Source organism: Dactylosporangium sp. CA-152071 (assembly GCF_050936335.1).
GTDB classification, from domain to species: Bacteria; Actinomycetota; Actinomycetes; order Mycobacteriales; family Micromonosporaceae; genus Dactylosporangium; species Dactylosporangium maewongense.
In genome coordinates, this window is record NZ_JBNJMZ010000001.1 from 3090765 (window position 1) to 3108220 (window position 17456).

At 73.0% G+C, this 17456-nt stretch carries 14 protein-coding genes and 1 riboswitch; of the genes, 7 read left to right on the top strand and 7 right to left on the bottom strand.

Features of this window, described 5'->3' with window-relative positions; all coding sequences use genetic code 11:
• Position 1 precedes the first annotated feature (1 nt).
• From ACQEVZ_RS13685 to ACQEVZ_RS13695, 3 genes are read left to right on the top strand one after another with little or no spacing between them, the layout of a single operon-like run.
• On the top strand, positions 2-910 hold the full coding sequence (locus tag ACQEVZ_RS13685; RefSeq protein WP_433366103.1) for a carbohydrate ABC transporter permease: 909 nt from the start codon (positions 2-4) through the stop codon (positions 908-910).
• Complete coding sequence (locus tag ACQEVZ_RS13690) at positions 907-1749, top strand: carbohydrate ABC transporter permease (protein ID WP_344502461.1); 843 nt, start codon at positions 907-909, stop codon at positions 1747-1749. The genes ACQEVZ_RS13685 and ACQEVZ_RS13690 overlap by 4 nt, the downstream gene beginning before the upstream one ends.
• 49 nt (positions 1750-1798) lie before the next feature.
• Positions 1799-3292: a dolichyl-phosphate-mannose--protein mannosyltransferase gene (locus ACQEVZ_RS13695; RefSeq protein ID WP_433366107.1), complete on the top strand. Its 1494-nt coding sequence runs from the start codon at positions 1799-1801 to the stop codon at positions 3290-3292.
• Positions 3293-3967: 675 nt separating this feature from the next.
• Here ACQEVZ_RS13695 and ACQEVZ_RS13700 read toward each other — a convergent pair.
• Genes ACQEVZ_RS13700 through ACQEVZ_RS13710 form a run of 3 tightly spaced genes read right to left on the bottom strand, consistent with a single transcriptional unit; the run spans position 3968 to position 6692 of the window.
• Entirely contained in the window at positions 3968-4870 is a 903-nt protein-coding gene (locus tag ACQEVZ_RS13700) for a GlxA family transcriptional regulator (RefSeq protein ID WP_433366110.1), read from the bottom strand.
• Positions 4870-5442, bottom strand: a complete 573-nt coding sequence (locus ACQEVZ_RS13705) for an isochorismatase family protein (RefSeq protein WP_344502464.1) — start codon at positions 5440-5442, stop codon at positions 4870-4872. The genes ACQEVZ_RS13700 and ACQEVZ_RS13705 overlap by 1 nt, the downstream gene beginning before the upstream one ends.
• Positions 5439-6692, bottom strand: coding sequence for an MFS transporter (locus ACQEVZ_RS13710; protein WP_344502465.1), 1254 nt, complete (start codon positions 6690-6692; stop codon positions 5439-5441). Before ACQEVZ_RS13710 ends, ACQEVZ_RS13705 begins: the two co-directional genes overlap by 4 nt.
• 75 nt (positions 6693-6767) lie before the next feature.
• Between ACQEVZ_RS13710 and ACQEVZ_RS13715 the strand changes: the two genes are divergently transcribed.
• The gene (locus tag ACQEVZ_RS13715; RefSeq protein ID WP_344502467.1) at positions 6768-7553 is read left to right on the top strand and encodes a class I SAM-dependent methyltransferase; all 786 of its coding nucleotides are present in this window, start codon (positions 6768-6770) and stop codon (positions 7551-7553) included.
• A gap of 9 nt (positions 7554-7562) precedes the next feature.
• Positions 7563-7913 (top strand): hypothetical protein, encoded by a 351-nt coding sequence (locus ACQEVZ_RS13720; protein ID WP_433366115.1) that lies wholly within the window; start codon positions 7563-7565, stop codon positions 7911-7913.
• Here the strand turns inward: ACQEVZ_RS13720 and ACQEVZ_RS13725 are convergent.
• From ACQEVZ_RS13725 to ACQEVZ_RS13735, 3 genes are read right to left on the bottom strand one after another with little or no spacing between them, the layout of a single operon-like run.
• Positions 7904-9412, bottom strand: coding sequence for a precorrin-2 C(20)-methyltransferase (locus ACQEVZ_RS13725; protein WP_433366118.1), 1509 nt, complete (start codon positions 9410-9412; stop codon positions 7904-7906). The two genes, ACQEVZ_RS13720 and ACQEVZ_RS13725, sit on opposite strands and share 10 nt — an antisense overlap.
• Positions 9409-10083 carry a precorrin-8X methylmutase gene (locus tag ACQEVZ_RS13730; protein WP_344502470.1) on the bottom strand — a complete coding sequence of 225 codons (675 nt, stop codon included), beginning with the start codon at positions 10081-10083 and terminating at the stop codon, positions 9409-9411. Before ACQEVZ_RS13730 ends, ACQEVZ_RS13725 begins: the two co-directional genes overlap by 4 nt.
• Positions 10080-11219 carry a precorrin-3B synthase gene (locus ACQEVZ_RS13735; protein WP_433366121.1) on the bottom strand — a complete coding sequence of 380 codons (1140 nt, stop codon included), beginning with the start codon at positions 11217-11219 and terminating at the stop codon, positions 10080-10082. Before ACQEVZ_RS13735 ends, ACQEVZ_RS13730 begins: the two co-directional genes overlap by 4 nt.
• A 114-nt stretch (positions 11220-11333) precedes the next feature.
• A riboswitch (cobalamin riboswitch) is annotated at positions 11334-11555 on the top strand.
• Positions 11556-11595: 40 nt separating this feature from the next.
• Here ACQEVZ_RS13735 and cobN point away from each other — a divergent pair.
• Complete coding sequence (gene cobN / locus ACQEVZ_RS13740; protein WP_433366124.1) at positions 11596-15147, top strand: cobaltochelatase subunit CobN; 3552 nt, start codon at positions 11596-11598, stop codon at positions 15145-15147.
• Positions 15148-15399: 252 nt separating this feature from the next.
• Here the strand turns inward: cobN and ACQEVZ_RS13745 are convergent, their stop codons facing one another.
• A complete protein-coding gene (locus ACQEVZ_RS13745) occupies positions 15400-16317 on the bottom strand; it encodes an NADP-dependent oxidoreductase (RefSeq protein WP_433366127.1) in 918 nt (305 codons plus the stop codon).
• A gap of 99 nt (positions 16318-16416) precedes the next feature.
• On the opposite strand from ACQEVZ_RS13745, the gene ACQEVZ_RS13750 reads away from it, so the two are divergent.
• A complete protein-coding gene (locus ACQEVZ_RS13750) occupies positions 16417-17352 on the top strand; it encodes an AraC family transcriptional regulator (RefSeq protein WP_433366130.1) in 936 nt (311 codons plus the stop codon).
• Positions 17353-17456 lie beyond the last annotated feature (104 nt).

Below are 17456 nucleotides of genomic sequence, written 5' to 3' on the forward strand. Positions count from 1 at the left end.
CATGCGGCACGGTCGGCGCCTGTTCGTGCTCACGTTCCTGCTACCGCCACTGGCGCTGTACGCCGTGTTCGTCATCTCGCCCTACCTGCAGGCGTTCCAGATCTCGCTGACCAACTGGCGGGGACTGTCGCCGGAGTACGAGTACGTGGGGCCGGAGAACTTCAGCCGGCTCCTGCAGGACCACTACGTGTGGAACGCGCTGAAGAACAACGCCATCATCCTCGTGGCACTGCCGGTCGTCACGATCGTGCTGGCGTTGTTCTTCGCCTCGATGCTCAGCGTCGGCGGCCGGTCCGGCAAGGCCGGCGTGCGGGGCGTGCGCGGCGCCGCCTTCTACCGCGTCGTCTACTTCTTCCCCCAGGTGCTGTCGGTGGCGATCATCGGCGTGCTGTGGAAGGAGGTGTACGCGCCGCGCAGCGGCATCCTCAACGGGTTCCTGCGCGCCATCGGGCTCGACGGCCTCGCGAAACCCTGGCTCGGCGACCCGGACCTCGCGTTCTGGTGCGTGCTGGCGGTCATGGTGTGGAGCAACGTCGGCTTCTACGTCGTGCTCTTCAACGCCGCCATGCAGTCGATCCCCCGCGAGATCTACGAGGCGGCGATGCTCGACGGCGCCGAGCGCGGCGAGACCCTGCGCAAGATCACAGTGCCGCTGCTGTGGGACACGATCCAGGTGGCGTGGGTGTACCTCGCGATCCTCGCCATCGACGGCTTCGCCCTGGTGCAGATCATCACCCTGGGCGGCCCGGGCAACAGCTCCGACGTCATCGGCCTGCGCCTGTACGACACGGCGATGGGCGAGTACAAGTTCGGCTACGCCTCCGCGATCGGGGTCGCGATGTTCTTCCTGACGCTGTCCATCGCGGTCGTCGCGCTGCGCCTCTCCCGCCGGGATCGGATCGAACTGTGAAAAGCCGCTTCCGTGTCGTCAACGCTTTCTCGCACACCTTCCTCGTCGGCTGGGCCGTGCTCACCACGTTCCCGCTCATCTGGGCGATCCTCAGCGCGTTCAAGGACGACAACGAGATCCTCACCAGCGCCTGGAGCCTGCCGGCCAAGCTGCGCTTCGAGAACTGGAGCCGGGCCTGGACCGAGGCCAGCATCGGCCGGTACTTCCTCAACACGGCGATCGTCGTCGCCGGCGCCCTGGTGGTCACCATGCTCCTCGGTGCGATGGCCGCCTATGTACTGGCGCGGTACACCTTCCGGGGCAGCCGCCTGGTGTACTTCCTGTTCGTCGGCGGCATGATGTTCCCCGTCTTCCTGTCGCTCGTCCCGCTGTTCTTCGTGGTGAAGAACCTCGGCCTGCTCTCCACCCATCTCGGCCTGATCCTGGTGTACAGCGCCTACTCGCTGCCCTTCACCGTCTTCTTCCTCACCGCGTTCTTCCGGACCCTGCCGAGCGAGGTCGCCGAGGCCGCGATGATGGACGGCTGCACGCACTACGGGCTGTTCTTCCGCGTCATGCTGCCGATGGCCCGCCCCGGCCTGATCAGCGTCGGCATCTTCAACCTGCTCGGGCACTGGAACCAGTACGTGCTGCCGATCGTCCTCATGCAGGGCGAGGACGCGGAGAAGCACTGGGTGCTCACGCAGGGCCTCACCGCGCTCGCCATCAACCAGGGCTACGCCGGCGACTACAGCGCCCTCTTCGCCGGCATGGCCATCGCGATGCTGCCCGTGCTCATCCTGTACCTCGTGTTCCAGCGCCAGGTGCAGTCCGGGCTGACCGCCGGCCACCTGAAGTGACTCCCCCGCCGGGGCATCCCGTGAGAGGCGATACACCTACGATCACCGGATGACCTCGCAAGCGCGGACAGTGCCCGACGTCGTACGCCGCCGGCTCACCCCGCCCGGACCTGCCACCCCAGGGTTCTGGCTGGCGGCGATCCTGGTCACCGCGATCGGGCTGCTCCTCCGGATGGTGAACCTCGCACATCCAAAGGAGACGATCTTCGACGAGGTCTACTACGCCAACGAGGCGTGGGACCTGCTCCAGCACGGCGTCGAGTGGAACCCCGAGGACAACACCCCGCAGTACGTGGTCCACCCGCCGCTCGGCAAGTGGATGATCGGGCTCGGCGAGCAGATCTTCGGGTACAACTCCTTCGGCTGGCGCATCGCCGCCGTCACGGTCGGCGTCGTGTCGATCCTGCTGATCGTCCTCGCCGCCCGGAAGCTCTTCCGCTCCACGATCCTCGCCGCCACCGCCGGCCTGCTGATGTCCCTGGACGGCATGCACTTCGTCCTCTCGCGGGCCGCGCTGCTGGACATCTTCCTCATGTTCTGGATCGTGGTCGCCTTCTACTTCCTGGTCCTGGACCGCGAGCAGCGGCGCGCCCGGTGGCTGGCCCACCTGGAGTCCGGCTCCTCCCAGGTGCGGCTCGGCGTTCCGTGGTACCGGCTGGCCTGCGCCGTCTCGCTCGGGCTCGCGGCGGGCGTCAAGTGGAGCGCGCTGTGGTACATCCTGCTCTTCGCCGCCGCGATCGTCGTCTTCGACGCCGGAACCCGCCGCACCGCCGGCGTCTCCAACTACGTGAGCACCGCGCTGCTGCGCGACGGCCGGTGGCTCCTCGTGTTCGGCGCGCTCATCCTCGTCACCTACCTCGCCACCTGGACCGGCTGGTTCGCCTCCGACGACGGCTACTTCCGGCACTGGTACGCGCAGGCGCACGGCCTCGGCAGCGACCGCCTCATCGACCCGCTGGTCAACCTGTGGCACTACCACCAGGAGGCGTACGGCTTCCACACCCGCCTGGACACCGCGCACCCCTACCAGTCCTGGCCGTGGATGTGGCTGCTGCTGGGCCGCCCCGTCAGCATGTACGTCAACACCGACGGCCCCTGCGACGCCGCCAGCTGCGTCTCCCAGGTGCTGCTGCTCGGCACCCCGGTCCTGTGGTGGTCGTTCCTGCCCGCGCTGGCCGCTCTCACCTGGCTCGCGATCGCCCGCCGCGACGGCCGCGCCTGGCTCATCCTGGCCTGCTCCCTCGCCGGCATCGTCCCCTGGTTCCAGTCCATGCCGGCCCACCGCACGATGTTCTACTTCTACGCCCTGCCCGCCGAGCCTTTTCTGATCCTCGCCGTCGTGTACGTCCTGGGTGCCATCATCGGCCCGCCCCGCCACGTCAACCCCGCCAGCGACCACCGCCTGATCGGCTCGATCGTCGCCGGCGCTTACGTCACCCTGGTCGCCATCTGCTTCGCCTACTTCTACCCCATCTACAGCGCCACCGTGATCACCAACGCCGAATGGCTCTCCCGCATGTGGCTAGGCTCCCGCTGGATATGACCCACCCCCTGCGAGGGGCAGTGGCCGGCCCTCCAACAGCGGCTGACCTGGGGACGGACGCTGGCCTGGGGGCGGACGCTGATCTGGGGCGGACGCTGACCTGGGAGGCAGAGGAGGCCTAGCCCCGGCCTACGTGCCGTGCATCCGGCTCGGCATCCGACCCGGCACGCGTGCACACCGGCTGCGGGGACCGCGATCCGAGCAGAGACGGGGGTAGGCGTCCCTGCCGCAGCTGGCGGCACAGCCCCAGGTGCAGCCGGCGGCGCAACCCGACTCGGGCGGCCCTGTACGCGCGCACCGCCACCGGCCTGCTGCGCTACCACCACTGGAGGTGGGGGCGGCGGCGAGGATGCGGGCGTTGCGGAGGCGGGTCAGGTTCGTGGCGTGGCGGGTGGTCAGGCCGTGGGCGCGGGCTTCGGCGAACTCCGACCTGGCGCGGGAGCGGGCCTCGCGGCGGCGGGCGAACTCGGCTGCGGTGGCGGCGCGGCGGGCGGTGCCGTCCAGCTCGGCGATGGGCAAAGGTGGACGTGGATCTGGCGCGGACAACGAGAAGTACGGGCGTGGCATTGGCGGCCTCCCCTGGCCGACGCTTGCCTCAATTCTCCCGGCCGCCCAACCCGGCGTCCAGCGCCCACCGCCACCATGCACGTGTTGTGACGGTCGAAGCACCGACCGTCAGAGGCGGGAGCGGAGGCGGAGGAGCATGCGGGCGTCCTCGAAGCCGGCGGCGCGGGCGGCGGACTCGACGGTGGCGCCGTGGCCGATGAGGTGTTCGGCGCGTTCGACCCGCAGGAGCTGCTGGTAGCGCAGCGGGGTCAGGCCGGTGGCGTCGCCGAAGAGGCGGGTGAGGGTGCGTTCGCTGACGCCGGCCGTGGAGGCGAGGTCGCGGAGCGGGAGGCGGTCGGTGAAGCGGGCGTCGATGACGTCCTGGACGCGGTGGACGACGTCGGAGAGGTGGGCGCGGTGGCGGAGCATGGCGCTGTCCTGCGGGTCGTCGCCGTTGCGCCGGGCGTACACGACCATCTCGCGGGCGATCTGGGCGGCGGTGCCCGGGCCGTGGCGCGTGGCGACGAGGTGGAGCGCGAGGTCGATGCCGCTCGCGATGCCGGCGGAGGTGACGACGCGGTCGTCGATGACGAAGAGGACGTCCTTGAGGACCTTGGCGCGTGGGTACCGCGTAGCCAGCCGGTCCTGCAGCAGATGGTGCGTGGTGCACCGGCGGCCGTCCAGGAGACCGGCCTGGCCGAGGGCGTCGGCGCCGGAGCAGACGCTGGCGCAGGTGCCGCCGGAAGCGTGGTGGGCGGCGAGCCAGGTACGGACGGAGACGCTGAGACGGCCGTTCTGCGGGAAGCCGTGGCTGCGCCAGCCGGGCACCACGACCAGGTCGGACGGTGCCAGCGACGGCAGGCCCGTGGTCCGGCGGACCGGCAGGCCCTGGGCGGAGGGGACGTCGTCCTGCTCGGCCGCGTAGTCCAGCTCGTAGTCCAGGCCGAGGTCGCGGGCCGTGGAGAAGACCTGCGCGGGGCCCGCCAGGTCGAGCAGGTGCAGCTGCGGCACGAGCAGGAACACGACCTTCATCAGCCGATGAGCTCCTTCACCGTCGCGATGGTGGCGAAGCGGCCGGCGAGGGCGTACTCGGTGCGGGCGATGACCTCGTCGGTCCGCAGGGTGCGGGGGCTGGCGAGGATCTCGTCGTAGGGCAGGTCGCGCTCGTCGCGGTGCGGGATCGGGAACGTGGCGGTGGCCTCGGTGACGAACGTGACGTCGTAGCCCAGGTCGCCGGCGACGCGGGTGGTGGTCTCGCAGCACAGCTCGGTCTGGATGCCGGTGACGACGAGGTGGCGGATGCCTTCGGTGGTGAGCAGCTGCTGCAGGCCGGTGGTGGTGAACGCGTTCGCGGACGTCTTGGTGAGGACCGGCTCGTCCGGCAGCGGCTGCAGGCCCTCGATCGGGCGGACGTGGCCGTTGCGCGGGTCGAACACGTTGCCGACCTCGTGGTGCAGGATCCAGATGACGAGGTCGCCGCGGGTACGGGCGGCGTCGATCAACGGGTTGACCGTCGCGACGATGTCGGGGTTGGAGACGGCGGCCCAGCTGGGGCGCTGGCGGAAGGACTCCTGGATGTCGATGACGAGCAGCGCGCTTCTCATGACGACGATCCTGCGCCGCCGGGCGGCTCCGCGACAGGCACGGCCACGCCGGCAACCGGAACGATCTGGTCACGCGAGGAACCGCGCGGAACGGCACCGGACGCTCCGGGCGACGAGAGTCGCAGGGTCAGCCAGTACAGGAGCAGCAACAGCAACGCGAGGGCCAGCAGCGCCGACCCGAGGACGTTGACCCCGGCACGCGCGAGCAGGACGCCGATCGCGGTCGGGACGAGGGCGCCACCGAGCCCGGCGCCGGCGATCTGCAGCCCGATCGCCCGGTCGGCGTGCGCGGCCCCGACGCGGTCGGCGGTGGTGAGCGTGAGCAGCGGGAACACGGGCGCGGCGGCGAAGCCGATGATGCCGAGGCCGGTCGCGGCGAGCCAGCCGGGGCCGGGCAGCGCGACCAGGAACGCACCGGCCGCCATGCCGGCCATGCACCCCACGATGACGCGGTTGACGCCGATCCGGTCGGCGACGGCGCCCTGCACGACGCGGCCGAGGAAGAGCATGGCCCAGTAGCCCGACACGCACACGCCGGCGACCGCGTCGCTCACGCCGCGGCCCTCGGTGAGCAGCAGGAACGCCCACAGGCCGGCGCCGGCCTCGACCGCGACGTAGACCCCGAACGCGACCACCTGCACCCACACCACTGGCATCCTGAGGGTGTCCCGGCCGCGTTGTGGCGTCTCGTGTACCGGCACCGGGGCCCTCCCCCAGCTGCGGGCCTTGACGACGAACGAGACCGACAGTGCCAGCTGGGCGGTGGCGACCAGTGCGTACCCGAGGCGCCACGGCGAGCCGCCGCTGATCACGGACGTCATGATGAGCGGTCCGATCGCGACACCGAGGCCGAAGCAGGCGTGCAGCCAGTTCATGTGGCGGGCGTTGAAGTTCGCGGCCGCGTAGGCGTTGAGCCCGGCGTCGATCGCGCCGCCGCCGAACCCGCCGAGCAGCGCGCACGGCACGACGAACCAGAGGCTGGGGGCGAGGGCGTACCCGGCGAGGGCGAGGCTCGTCGCGGCGGTGCTGCCGGCGAGCAGCCAGCCGACGCCGACCCGCCCGAGCAGGAACCCGGCGGCGACGCTGGAGGTGAGGTAGCCGGTGGTCGCGGCGACGAGCAGGTAGCCGACGGACTCGGTCGACACGTGGAAGGTGCCGGCCATGAACGGCCAGCCGACGCCGAGGAGGCCGTCGGGGAGCCCGAGGCTGATGAACGCGAAGTAGGCCAGCACGAGCAGCGACGTTCTCACTCCGGCGATCTTACGGTGTCCACTGAATGGGAATCGTCTCCCATTATTAGAGACGAGAATATTAGAGTCTGGGACATGGCCAACAACGTCTACACCCATGGACATCACGAGTCGGTCCTGCGCTCCCACCGCTGGCGCACCGCCGCGAACTCCGCCGCGTACCTGCTGCCGGTGCTCCGGCCGGGCATGACCCTGCTGGACGTCGGCGCCGGCCCCGGCACGATCACCGCCGACCTGGCTTTGGCGGTGGCGCCCGGAGCGGTGACCGCGCTGGAGGCGACCGCGGAGGCACTGGAGGTCACGAAGGCGGGGGTGCGGGGCGTCTCGTACGTGGTCGGCGACGTCCACGCGCTGGACTTCCCCGACGACAGCTTCGACGTGGTGCACGCCCACCAGGTGCTGCAGCACGTCGCGGACCCCGTGCAGGCACTGCGCGAGATGCGCCGGGTGTGCAAGCCCGGCGGTTACGTGGCCGCCCGGGACAGCGACTACGCGGCGTTCACCTGGTTTCCGCAGCTGCCGGAGCTGGACGAGTGGATGGCGCTGTACCAGCGGATGGCCCGCGCCAACAGCGGCGAGCCCGACGCCGGCCGCCGCCTGCTGTCATGGGCGCGCGCGGCGGGCTTCACCGACGTGACGGCGACAGCTTCGACGTGGTGCTTCGCCGACGACGAGGACCGCTCGTGGTGGGGCGGCATGTGGGCGGACCGGGTCCGCGCCTCGGCGATGGCGACGCAGGCCCTGGCCAGCGGCTCGACCCCATCAGACCTGCAGCGGCTCTCGGACGGCTGGCGCACCTGGGCCGCCTCCCCCGACGGCTGGCTCTCCATCCTGCACGGCGAGATCCTGGCCCGGCCGTAAGCTCTACGGGTGGATCGACCCCTCGTCACCGTGTGCCGCGACTGCTGCTGCGGCTCGCCGCGCAAGCACCCGGACGTCGACCACGCCGGCCAGGTGGCGCGGCTCCGCCAGGCACTCGGGGCGGCGGGGGTCCGGGTCAGCGGCTGCCTGGACGCGTGCGCCCGCTCCAACATCGTCGTCGTGCACCCCACCCCGTCCGCCCGGCGGGCGGGTGCCCGGCCGGTGTGGCTCGGCTACCTGCTCGACGACGCCGTCATCGACGACCTGACCGCCTGGGTCGACGCCGGCGGCCCGGGGGTCGCCCCGCTGCCCGCGATCCTGGAGCTGTACCTGACGAAGGCACCCGCGGGTCAGGGGTAGCGGCGGGGGGTGAAGACGACAGGGGCGCCGTCGCCGCGGGTCAGGGTGCGGGTCTGGGACGAGCCGACGATGAGCAGGGTTCGCATGTCCACCTCGGACGGGTCCAGGTCGGCGAGGCGCACCACGCGGACGCGCTCCTGCGGGCCGCCGACGTCGCGGCCCAGGACGACCGGGGTTTCCGGGGAGCGGTGGCGCAGCAGCAGGTCGCGGGCGGCCTCGACCTGCCAGGTGCGGCTCTTCGAGCCCGGGTTGTAGATGGCGATGACGAGGTCGGCGCCGGCCGCGGCCTCGAGGCGGGCGGCGATGACGTCCCACGGCTTCAGGCGGTCGGACAGCGACAGCACGCAGAAGTCGTGGCCGAGGGGGGCGCCCGCGCGGCTCGCCACCGCCTGGGCGGCGGTCAGGCCGGGCAGGACGCGCACCGGGACGTCCTTCCAGCGGGGTTCGGCGGCGATCTCCAGTACCGCTGCCGCCATCGCGAACACGCCCGGATCGCCTGACGACACGACGGCGACGCGGCGGCCGTCCTTCGCGAGGGACAGGGCGAACTCGGCGCGCTCCGACTCGACCTTGTTGTCGGAGGCGTGCCGGCGCTGGCGGGGGTTGGACGGGATCCGGGCCAGGTACGGGGCGTAGCCGACGAGGTCGGAGGCGGCCTCGACCGCGGCCAGGGCCTCGGGGGTGAGCCAGTCCCGGCCGGCCGGGCCGAGCCCGACGACGACGACCTCGCCGGCGGCGACCGCGGGCGGCGTGGACCGCAGCGCCGACGCCGTCTCCTCGTGCATGCGGCTCGGCAGCAGGGCGAGGGAGAAGTACGGGACCTCCGCCGGGTCCACAGTGGACAGAGGGGCGACGCGCTCGTTGGCGGTGGTGGCGCGCTCGACGTACCAGGCGTCGTCGAGGCGGCCGGCGCGCTCCAGGGCGTCCCGGACGGCCCCGAACGTGCGGCCGAGCTTCATGACGGCGGCGGAGTCGGTGCTGGCGAGCCGCGCGGCCAGGTCCTCGACGGGCAGCGTGCCGGGCAGCACGGTGAGCACCTCGTCGCGCTCGACGAGGGGGCGCCCGAGCACCGCTGACGCGCCCGAGACGGAGGTGACGCCCGGCACGACCTCCGTCGCGTAGGCGTGCGAGAGACGCTTGTGCATGTGCATGTACGAGCCGTAGAAGAACGGGTCGCCCTCGCAGAGCACGACCACGTCGCGGCCGGCGTCGAGGTGCGCGGCGAGCCGGGCCGCCCACGCGTCGTAGTGCTCCTCGATGAGGGCCCGGTAGTCGCGGACCTCTTCGGTGGTGACCGGGTAGACGAGCGCCTCTTCGATCTGGCCGTCGCGCAGGTACGGCGCGGCGATCGAACGGGCGATGCTGCGCCCGTGGCGGGCGCTGTGGAACGCGACGACGGGTGCCGCGGCGATGAGCCGGGCCGCCCTGACCGTCACGAGCTCCGGGTCGCCGGGGCCGAGTCCTACGCCGTACAACCGACCGGTGTCCACTGTGGTCATTCCTTCTCGTCCGCGATGGCGTTGACGGCGGCGGCCGTCATCGCGCTGCCGCCCCGGCGGCCGTGCACGACCAGATGCGGCAGGTCCGACGCCGCGAGCGCGACCTTCGACTCGGCCGCGCCGATGAACCCGACGGGGATGCCCAGCACGGCCGCGGGCCGGGGCGCGCCGGCCGCGATCATCTCCAGGAGCCGGAACAGCGCCGTCGGCGCGTTGCCGATGGCGACGACCGCGCCGTCGAGGCGCGGACCCCACAGGTCGAGGGCGGCGGCGCTGCGGGTGGTGCCCAGCTCGTGGGCGAGCGCCGGGACCCGCGGGTCGCGCAGCGTGCACAGGACCTCGTTGTCGCGGGGCAGCCTGGCGCGGGTCACGCCGGAGGCGACCATCTCCGCGTCGCACAGGATCGGGGCGCCGTCGCGCAGGGCGGCGCGGGCGAGGCGCACGACGTCCGCGCTGTACCCGACGTCACCGGCGAGGTCGACCATGCCGCACGCATGGATCATGCGGACGGTGACCTGGGCGACGTCGGCGGGCAGCGCGGACAGGTCGGCCTCGGCGCGGATCGTCGCGAACGACCGCCGGTAGATCTCCGCGCCGTCCTTGACGTAGTCGAAACCACCGTCCTGGACGGAACCGGAGGCGCCATCAGCGACGGTCTCCTGAGCCGTCATGACAGCACCCGGTAGCCGTCGGCGGTCGCGAGCATCTCCACGTGCCTTCCCTTCGGTGCGCCGCAGCGCCGTTCGCAGCCGACCCAGTGCACCGGCAACGCATGGTCGAGACCGCTGAGGACGGCCGCGCGGGCGTCGGCGCGCACGTCGGCGAGGGCCTTCGCGCAGCCGGGCCGGCCGGCGCACGCCGTGACCCCGGCCCACGGCGTCGCGGGGTCGGTGCCGAGGCCGGCGGTCGTCAGCAGTGACTCGAGACGTCCAGCTTCTTCGACCGGCACGTCGGGCACGACGACGGTCCGCCACGGCGTGACGATGATCTCCCCCGGCGCCGCCGCGACGAGCGCGGCCGACTGCTCCGGTGTCAGCAGCCCGAGTGGTACGACCACCGTCAGCGCGACCAGTCCCCCGACCTGCGGGGCCCGTCCGACCGCCGGCCCAGGCGAGCCTACGAATTGGTCAACGTCTGTACCGGGGGCGAACCCCAGGCGGGCCGCCACCCGGGCCGGGCCGTCGGTCAGCTCGGCCAGCCGCCACGCGGTGCCGCCCTGCGCAGCGCGCTCGTCCAGGAACGCCCGGGACGCCCGGAGCAGCAGCTCAGCGGGGTTGTCACCGCCCCGGCCCGCGGTCGGGAGCCCGGCGAGGAGGAGGCGGTCGCCGTGCAGGCCGACGTCGCCGCCGAGCGGGGACACGTCGCCGCGCCCGTCGTCGACGGTCACCAGGAACCGGCCGGGCAGCGCCGCCAGCGCGGGGTCGGCGCACAGCCCGGCGTCGAACGCGGCCACCACCGGCCGCACGTCCAGCTCGCCGAGGCCGTCGCGGCCGCTGAGCGGGCTGGCGATGATGTTGCGGACCCGCTCGTGGGTGTCCGACGGCAGCAGTCCCGCGGCGGTGAGCCTGGCCGCCAGCTCCGGCGACGCGTCCGGCCGCAGCCCTCTGATCTGCACGTTTCCGCGCGAGGTGAGCTCCAGGGCGGGGTCGCCGAGGTCCGCGGCGGCGGCGCGGAGGACCGCGAGGGCTGGGACGGTCAGCCGCCCGCCGGGCAGCCGGACGCGGGCAAGACCGCCGTCGGCCGCCGCGTGGACCTGCACGGCACCCGGGCACCGGTCCGGAGCGTCACGTCCACTGGCAGCCTGCACGCGCCGGATACTACTGCGCAGCGCCGCCCCCGACCCAAGGAAGCCGACCAAGCGACCCGGCCAAGCGGGCCGACCGGCGGCGGCCGGCCCGGGCGAGCTTGACGCAAGGAAGCCGTGACCGGCAGAGTTGGCGGTGCTGTACGGCGACGTGTGGAGGAAGCCGGTGTGAATCCGGCGCGGTCCCGCCACTGTGACCGGGGAGTGGACCTCCGACGACGGCCACCGGGCCCAGCGCCCCGGAGGCCGGAGACGACGGCCACCGGGTGCGAGCCCGGGAAGGCCGGAGGCGAGCGCCGATCCGGGAGCCAGGAGACTCTCCGCCGCCGGAACCTTTCCCGACCGACTTGGGGCGCGGACCCCGAGGGAGGACCCCGGCGTGATCCTGCTGCTGTCGACGTCCGACACCGACCTGCTCAGCGCCCGTGCGAGCGGCGCGGCGTTCCGGCTGGCCAACCCGTCCCGCCTCACCGTGGAGGAGCTGCCGGCCCTGGCCGACGGCGCCGACCTGGTCGTGGTGCGGTTCCTGGGCGGCTACCGCGACTGGCAGGAGGGGTTCGACACGCTGCTGCGCCTGCCGGCGCCGGTGGTGCTGCTCGGCGGTGAGTCGCTGCCCGACGCGGAGCTGATGCGCCACTCGACGGTGCCCGCCGGCGTCGCCGCGGAGGCCCACGCCTACTTCACCGAGGGCGGCCCCGCCAACCTCGCCGAGCTGCACAACTTCCTCTCCGACACGGTCCTGCTGACCGGCCACGGGTTCGCGCCGCCGGTGCAGACCCCCGCGTGGGGAGTGCTGGACCGGGACTCCACGGCCGACGGTCCGACCGTCGGGATCATCTACTACCGGGCGCACCACCTGGCGGGAAACACCGCGTTCGTGGAGACGCTCTGCGAGGCCGTCGAGGACGCGGGCGGGCGGGCCCTGCCGGTGTTCGCCTCGTCGCTGCGGGCCGCCCCGGCGGAGCTGCTCGACACGCTGCGGCAGGCGGACGCGCTGGTCGTCACGGTCCTCGCCGCGGGCGGCACCCGGCCCGCCGACGCGCAGGCCGGCGGCGAGGACGGGGCGTGGGACGTCGGCGCCCTGGCCGCGCTCGACGTGCCGATCCTGCAGGGGCTGTGCCTCACGAGCTCCCGCGACACCTGGGACGCCAACGACGACGGGCTGTCGCCGCTGGACACCGCGACGCAGGTCGCGATCCCCGAGTTCGACGGCCGGATCATCACGGTGCCGTTCTCGTTCAAGGAGATCGACGCCGACGGCCTCACCGTGTACGTCGCCGACCGGGAGCGGGCCGGCCGGGTCGCCGGGACCGCGGTCGCGCACGCCCGGCTGCGGCACCTGCGGCCCGAGGACCGCAAGATCGTGCTGATGCTCAGCGCGTACCCGACGAAGCACGCGCGGATCGGCAACGCGGTCGGCCTCGACACGCCCGCGAGCGTCGTGCGGCTGCTCGATGCGATGCACGCGCAGGGGTACGTCGGCGCCGACGGCTTCCCGAAGGACGGCGACGCGCTGATGCACACGCTCATCGCCGCCGGCGGGCAGGACGTGAACTGGCTCACCGAGGACCAGCTGCGCGGCAACCCAATCCGGATCTCCGCCGCCCGGTACCGGAGCTGGTTCGACACGCTCCCCGCCGACCTGCGGGAGGACATGGAGCGGCACTGGGGGCCGGCGCCCGGTGAGCTGTTCGTCGACACGTCCCGCGACCCCGGCGGCGAGATCGTCCTCGCCGCGCTGCGCGAGGGCAACGTCGTGGTGATGGTGCAGCCGCCGCGCGGCTTCGGGGAGAACCCCGTCGCGATCTACCACGACCCCGACCTGCCGCCGAGCCACCACTACCTGGCCGCGTACCGGTGGCTCGCCGACGAGTTCGGCGCGCACGCGGTCGTGCACGTCGGCAAGCACGGCAACCTCGAGTGGCTGCCGGGCAAGACGGTCGGGATGTCCGCCTCGTGCGGTGCCGACGCGGCCCTCGGAAACCTGCCGCTGATCTACCCGTTCCTGGTCAACGACCCCGGCGAGGGCACCCAGGCGAAGCGGCGGGCGCACGCCACCCTGGTCGACCACCTGATCCCGCCGATGGCGCGCGCCGAGTCGTACGGTGACATCGCCCGCCTCGAGCAGCTCCTGGACGAGCACTCGACGATCGCGGCCCTCGACCCGGCGAAGCTGCCGGCGATCCGCGGGCAGATCTGGACGCTGCTGCAGGCGGCGCGGCTCGACCACGACCTGGGCCTGGCCGACCGGCCCGGTGACGACGGGTTCGACGAGCTGATCCTGCACATCGACGGCTGGCTCTGCGAGATCAAGGACGTCCAGATCCGCGACGGGCTGCACGTGCTCGGCGTCGCGCCGGCCGGCGAGGCCCGGGTCGACCTGGTCCTCGCCATGCTGCGGGCGCGGCAGCTGTGGGGCGGCACGGTCGCGCTGCCCGGCCTGCGCGAGGCCCTCGGCCTGACCGAGGGCTCGACCGCGCGCGTGTCGGTCGACGAGGCCGAGTCGCAGGCCCGCGCCCTTGTGGCGGAGATGGAGTCACGGGGCTGGCCCACCACCGACATCTCCGACATTTCGGATTTGCCGGATGTGGTACGGGTGCTGGAGTTCGCCGCACGGGAGATCGTGCCGCGGCTGTCCCGTACCGGCGACGAACTGACGATGGTCCTGCATGCGCTGGACGGAGGGTATGTCCCGGCGGGGCCGAGCGGGTCGCCGCTGCGCGGGCTGATCAACGTGCTGCCGACCGGGCGCAACTTCTACTCCGTCGACCCGAAGGCGATCCCGAGCCGGCTCGCGTGGGAGACGGGTCAGGCGATGGCCGACTCGCTGCTCGCCCGCTACAAGGCCGACCACGGTGCGTGGCCGCGCTCCGTCGGCCTGTCGATGTGGGGCACCAGCGCCATGCGCACCGCCGGCGACGACATCGCCGAGGCGCTCGCGCTGCTCGGTGTCCGGCCCGTCTGGGACGACGCGTCCCGCCGGGTGGTCAGCCTCGCCCCCGTCGACCTCGCCGAGCTGGGCCGCCCCCGCATCGACGTCACGATGCGCATCAGCGGCTTCTTCCGCGACGCGTTCCCGCACGTGGTCGCGCTGCTGGACGACGCGGTGCAGCTGGTCGCCGCGCTGGACGAGTCCCCCGACGACAACTACGTCCGCGCCCACGTCGCCGCCGACGTGGCCACGCACGGCGACGAGCGGCGCGCCACGCTGCGCGTCTTCGGGTCCAAGCCGGGCGCGTACGGCGCCGGCATCCTCCCCCTCATCGACAGCCGCAACTGGCGCGACGACGCCGACCTGGCCGAGGTGTACGCGGTGTGGGGCGGCTACGCGTACGGCCGCGACCTGGACGGCCTGCCCGCCCGGGGCGACATGGAAGGCGCGTACAAGCGGATCAGCGTCGCGGTCAAGAACACCGACACCCGCGAGCACGACATCGCCGACTCCGACGACTACTTCCAGTACCACGGCGGCATGATCGCCACCGTCCGCGCGCTGACGGGCCGCGCCCCGGCCGCGTACGTCGGCGACAGCACCAACCCCGACGCCGTGCGCACCCGCACCCTGAGCGAGGAGACCGCCCGCGTCTTCCGCGCCCGCGTCGTCAACCCCCGCTGGCTCGCCGCCATGCGCCGCCACGGCTACAAGGGCGCCTTCGAGCTCGCCGCCACCGTCGACTACCTGTTCGGCTTCGACGCCACCGCCGGCGTCGTCGCAGACTGGATGTACGAGAAACTCGCCGAGTCCTACGTCTTCGACCCCGAGAACCGCAAGTTCCTCGACGAGTCCAACCCGTGGGCCCTGCACGGCATCACCGAACGCCTCCTGGAAGCCGCCGACCGCAACCTCTGGGAACACCCGAAACAGTCCACCCTGGACGCCTTGCGCCAGGTGTACCTCGAAACCGAAGGCGACCTCGAGGACGACAAGTAGGCCGGCACTGTGCTTCCGCCCCACCGCTGCCGCGGCGGGTCCCGGCGGGGATTCTCACCCGCACCCCAATGCGCCGCTCCGCGGCGCACTGCCCGCGCTCACGCGTGGCAGGATGCCGCTCACGCGTGCATCCCGCGGCCACCCGACCCCTTCATTGATCCAAGGACGAATCAGGTCGTTCGGGTGACCGTTCCCGTCCTTCGATCGTGGCGCCCGATGGTCGGCGGTTCTGGAGCCACCAGAGCAGGGCCGTCAGGGCACGAGGACGGTCTTGCCGCGGATCAGGCCGGACTCGGCGGCGACGTGGACGGCGGGCAGGTCGGTGAGCGGGCGGGTGGCGGTGACGTCCAGGTGGACCGCGCCGGTGTCGATGAGGGCGACCAGCGCGGCGAGCTGCGTGGTGTCGTTGCGTGCGACGAACTGCACGGTGGTCAGCGAGGAGCCGGCGGGGACGGGGATCGGCACCGTGGCGGACACCGCGACGCCGCCGGGGCGAAGGAGGGGCAGGAGCGTCGCGGCGGCGTGCTGGGGGTCGAGGGCGACGAGGTTGAGGACGGCGTCGACGGGTTCGTCGAGGGCGGCGGCGAGCGGGGTGGTCGTGTAGTCGATGACCTGGTGGGCGCCGAGGCGGCGGACGGTGGCCGCGCTGCGTGGCCCGGCCGTGGCGATCACGTGCGCGCCGGCGTGCCTGGCGAGCTGGACCGCGAACCCGCCGACGCCGCCGCCCGCGCCGTTGACCAGGACCCGCTGGCCGGGCGTGACGTTCGCGTGGTCGAACACGGCCTGCCAGGCGGTCAGGCCGGCGACGGGGACGGCGGCCGCGTGGGCGAGCGGGACGGCGGCGGGCGCGGCGACGAGCGTGTCCGCCGCGGCGGTGACGAACTCCGCTGCCGTGCCGCCGCTGTCGACCCGGCCGATCACCGGGGCGCCGGGGGCGAGGGTGTGCACGCCGTGGCCTACCTCGACGACGGTGCCGGCGACCTCACTGCCGAGCGTGAGCGGCAGGTCGACCGGCAGGACGGACCGCAGCAGCCCGCGGCGCAGGCCCACGTCCGACGGGTTGAACGACGTCGCGGCGACCCGCAGCAGGACCTCACCCGGACCGGCGGACGGGCGGGGCACGTCCTCGGCGCGGATGACGGAAGCGTCGCCGTACACATGGATTCGCATGGCTCTCACCGGTCGAACCTATGGCGAGGACGCGGGACGAGCCATGCTTGGAAGGCCTTGTTTCATGCGTGATCGTCCCGCGCCGGTACGATCGGCGGGATGGACGTGCTCAGCGACGTGATCGCGGTGATGCGGACGGGGCAGCCGCGGTCGGCGCGGGTGGCGTGGCGCGCGCCGTGGGCGCAGGAGTTCGCGCCGGTGCCGGGGTCCGCGGGCTTCCAGGTGATCCTGCAGGGATCGTGCTGGCTCATAAGACCGCAGGGCGAGCCGGTCGCCCTCGCGCCCGGGGATGTGGTGCTGCGCCCGCACGGGCACGGCCACACGCTCGCGGACGACCCGCGGACACCGCCGGCGCCCGCCTGCGACCCGGCCGACCCCAGGGCGCTCCAGCCGTACGTCGCCGACACCGCCGACACCGCCGGCGGTGACGGCCCCGCCACGGTCACGCTGTGCGGCGGGTACCAGCTGGACGGGACCCGCGTCCACCCGCTGCTGCGGGACCTGCCGGAGCTCATCCACCTGCCCGCGCACCTGGGCCGGCACCCCGAGCTGCGCGCGACCGTGGACCTGCTCGCCGGTGAGCTGGAGCGCCCCCGCCTCGGCACCGCCGCGATCGTCCCCGCCCTGCTCGACACGCTGCTGCTGCACGTCCTGCGGGCCTGGATCGAGCGGCAGCCCCTCCGTGAGGCCGCCGCCGGGTGGGCGGCGGCCCTCAACGACCCGGCCGTCGCCGCTGCCCTGCAGGCCATGCACCGCGACCCGGGCCGCCCGTGGACCGTCGCCACCCTGGCCGCCGAGGCCGGGCTGTCCCGGACCCCGTTCGCCCGCCGGTTCACCCAGCTTCTCGGCCAGCCGCCGCTGACGTACCTGACGTGGTGGCGGATGACCACCGCCGCGCGGCTGCTGCAGGAGTCCGGCGAGCCGCTGAGCGCCGTCGCGGCCCGCGTCGGCTACTCGTCGGAGTTCGCCTTCGCCGCCGCGTTCAAACGGCAGCACGGCGCCGCCCCCGGCCGGTACCGCAGAAATCGTGCATGAGCGCACTGAACGGGTGACATGTCGACGGCGTCGGCCGGGCTGCCCCGCCCTCATCCGCGACGGCGTGCTCGATCCTCGGCATTCTCTGGCTCTCCCAGGGCGGC

What these genes read in the sequence shown, in the direction of transcription:
- ACQEVZ_RS13685 (WP_433366103.1), top strand. Translation starts at nt 2, where the DNA reads ATGCGGCACGGTCGGCGCCTGTTCGTGCTCACGTTCCTGCTACCGCCA.
- ACQEVZ_RS13695 (WP_433366107.1), top strand. Translation starts at nt 1,799, where the DNA reads ATGACCTCGCAAGCGCGGACAGTGCCCGACGTCGTACGCCGCCGGCTC.
- ACQEVZ_RS13700 (WP_433366110.1), bottom strand. Translation starts at nt 4,870, where the DNA reads ATGAAGGTCGTGTTCCTGCTCGTGCCGCAGCTGCACCTGCTCGACCTG.
- ACQEVZ_RS13705 (WP_344502464.1), bottom strand. Translation starts at nt 5,442, where the DNA reads ATGAGAAGCGCGCTGCTCGTCATCGACATCCAGGAGTCCTTCCGCCAG.
- ACQEVZ_RS13715 (WP_344502467.1), top strand. Translation starts at nt 6,768, where the DNA reads ATGGCCAACAACGTCTACACCCATGGACATCACGAGTCGGTCCTGCGC.
- ACQEVZ_RS13725 (WP_433366118.1), bottom strand. Translation starts at nt 9,412, where the DNA reads ATGACCACAGTGGACACCGGTCGGTTGTACGGCGTAGGACTCGGCCCC.
- ACQEVZ_RS13730 (WP_344502470.1), bottom strand. Translation starts at nt 10,083, where the DNA reads ATGACGGCTCAGGAGACCGTCGCTGATGGCGCCTCCGGTTCCGTCCAG.
- ACQEVZ_RS13745 (WP_433366127.1), bottom strand. Translation starts at nt 16,317, where the DNA reads ATGCGAATCCATGTGTACGGCGACGCTTCCGTCATCCGCGCCGAGGAC.
- ACQEVZ_RS13750 (WP_433366130.1), top strand. Translation starts at nt 16,417, where the DNA reads ATGGACGTGCTCAGCGACGTGATCGCGGTGATGCGGACGGGGCAGCCG.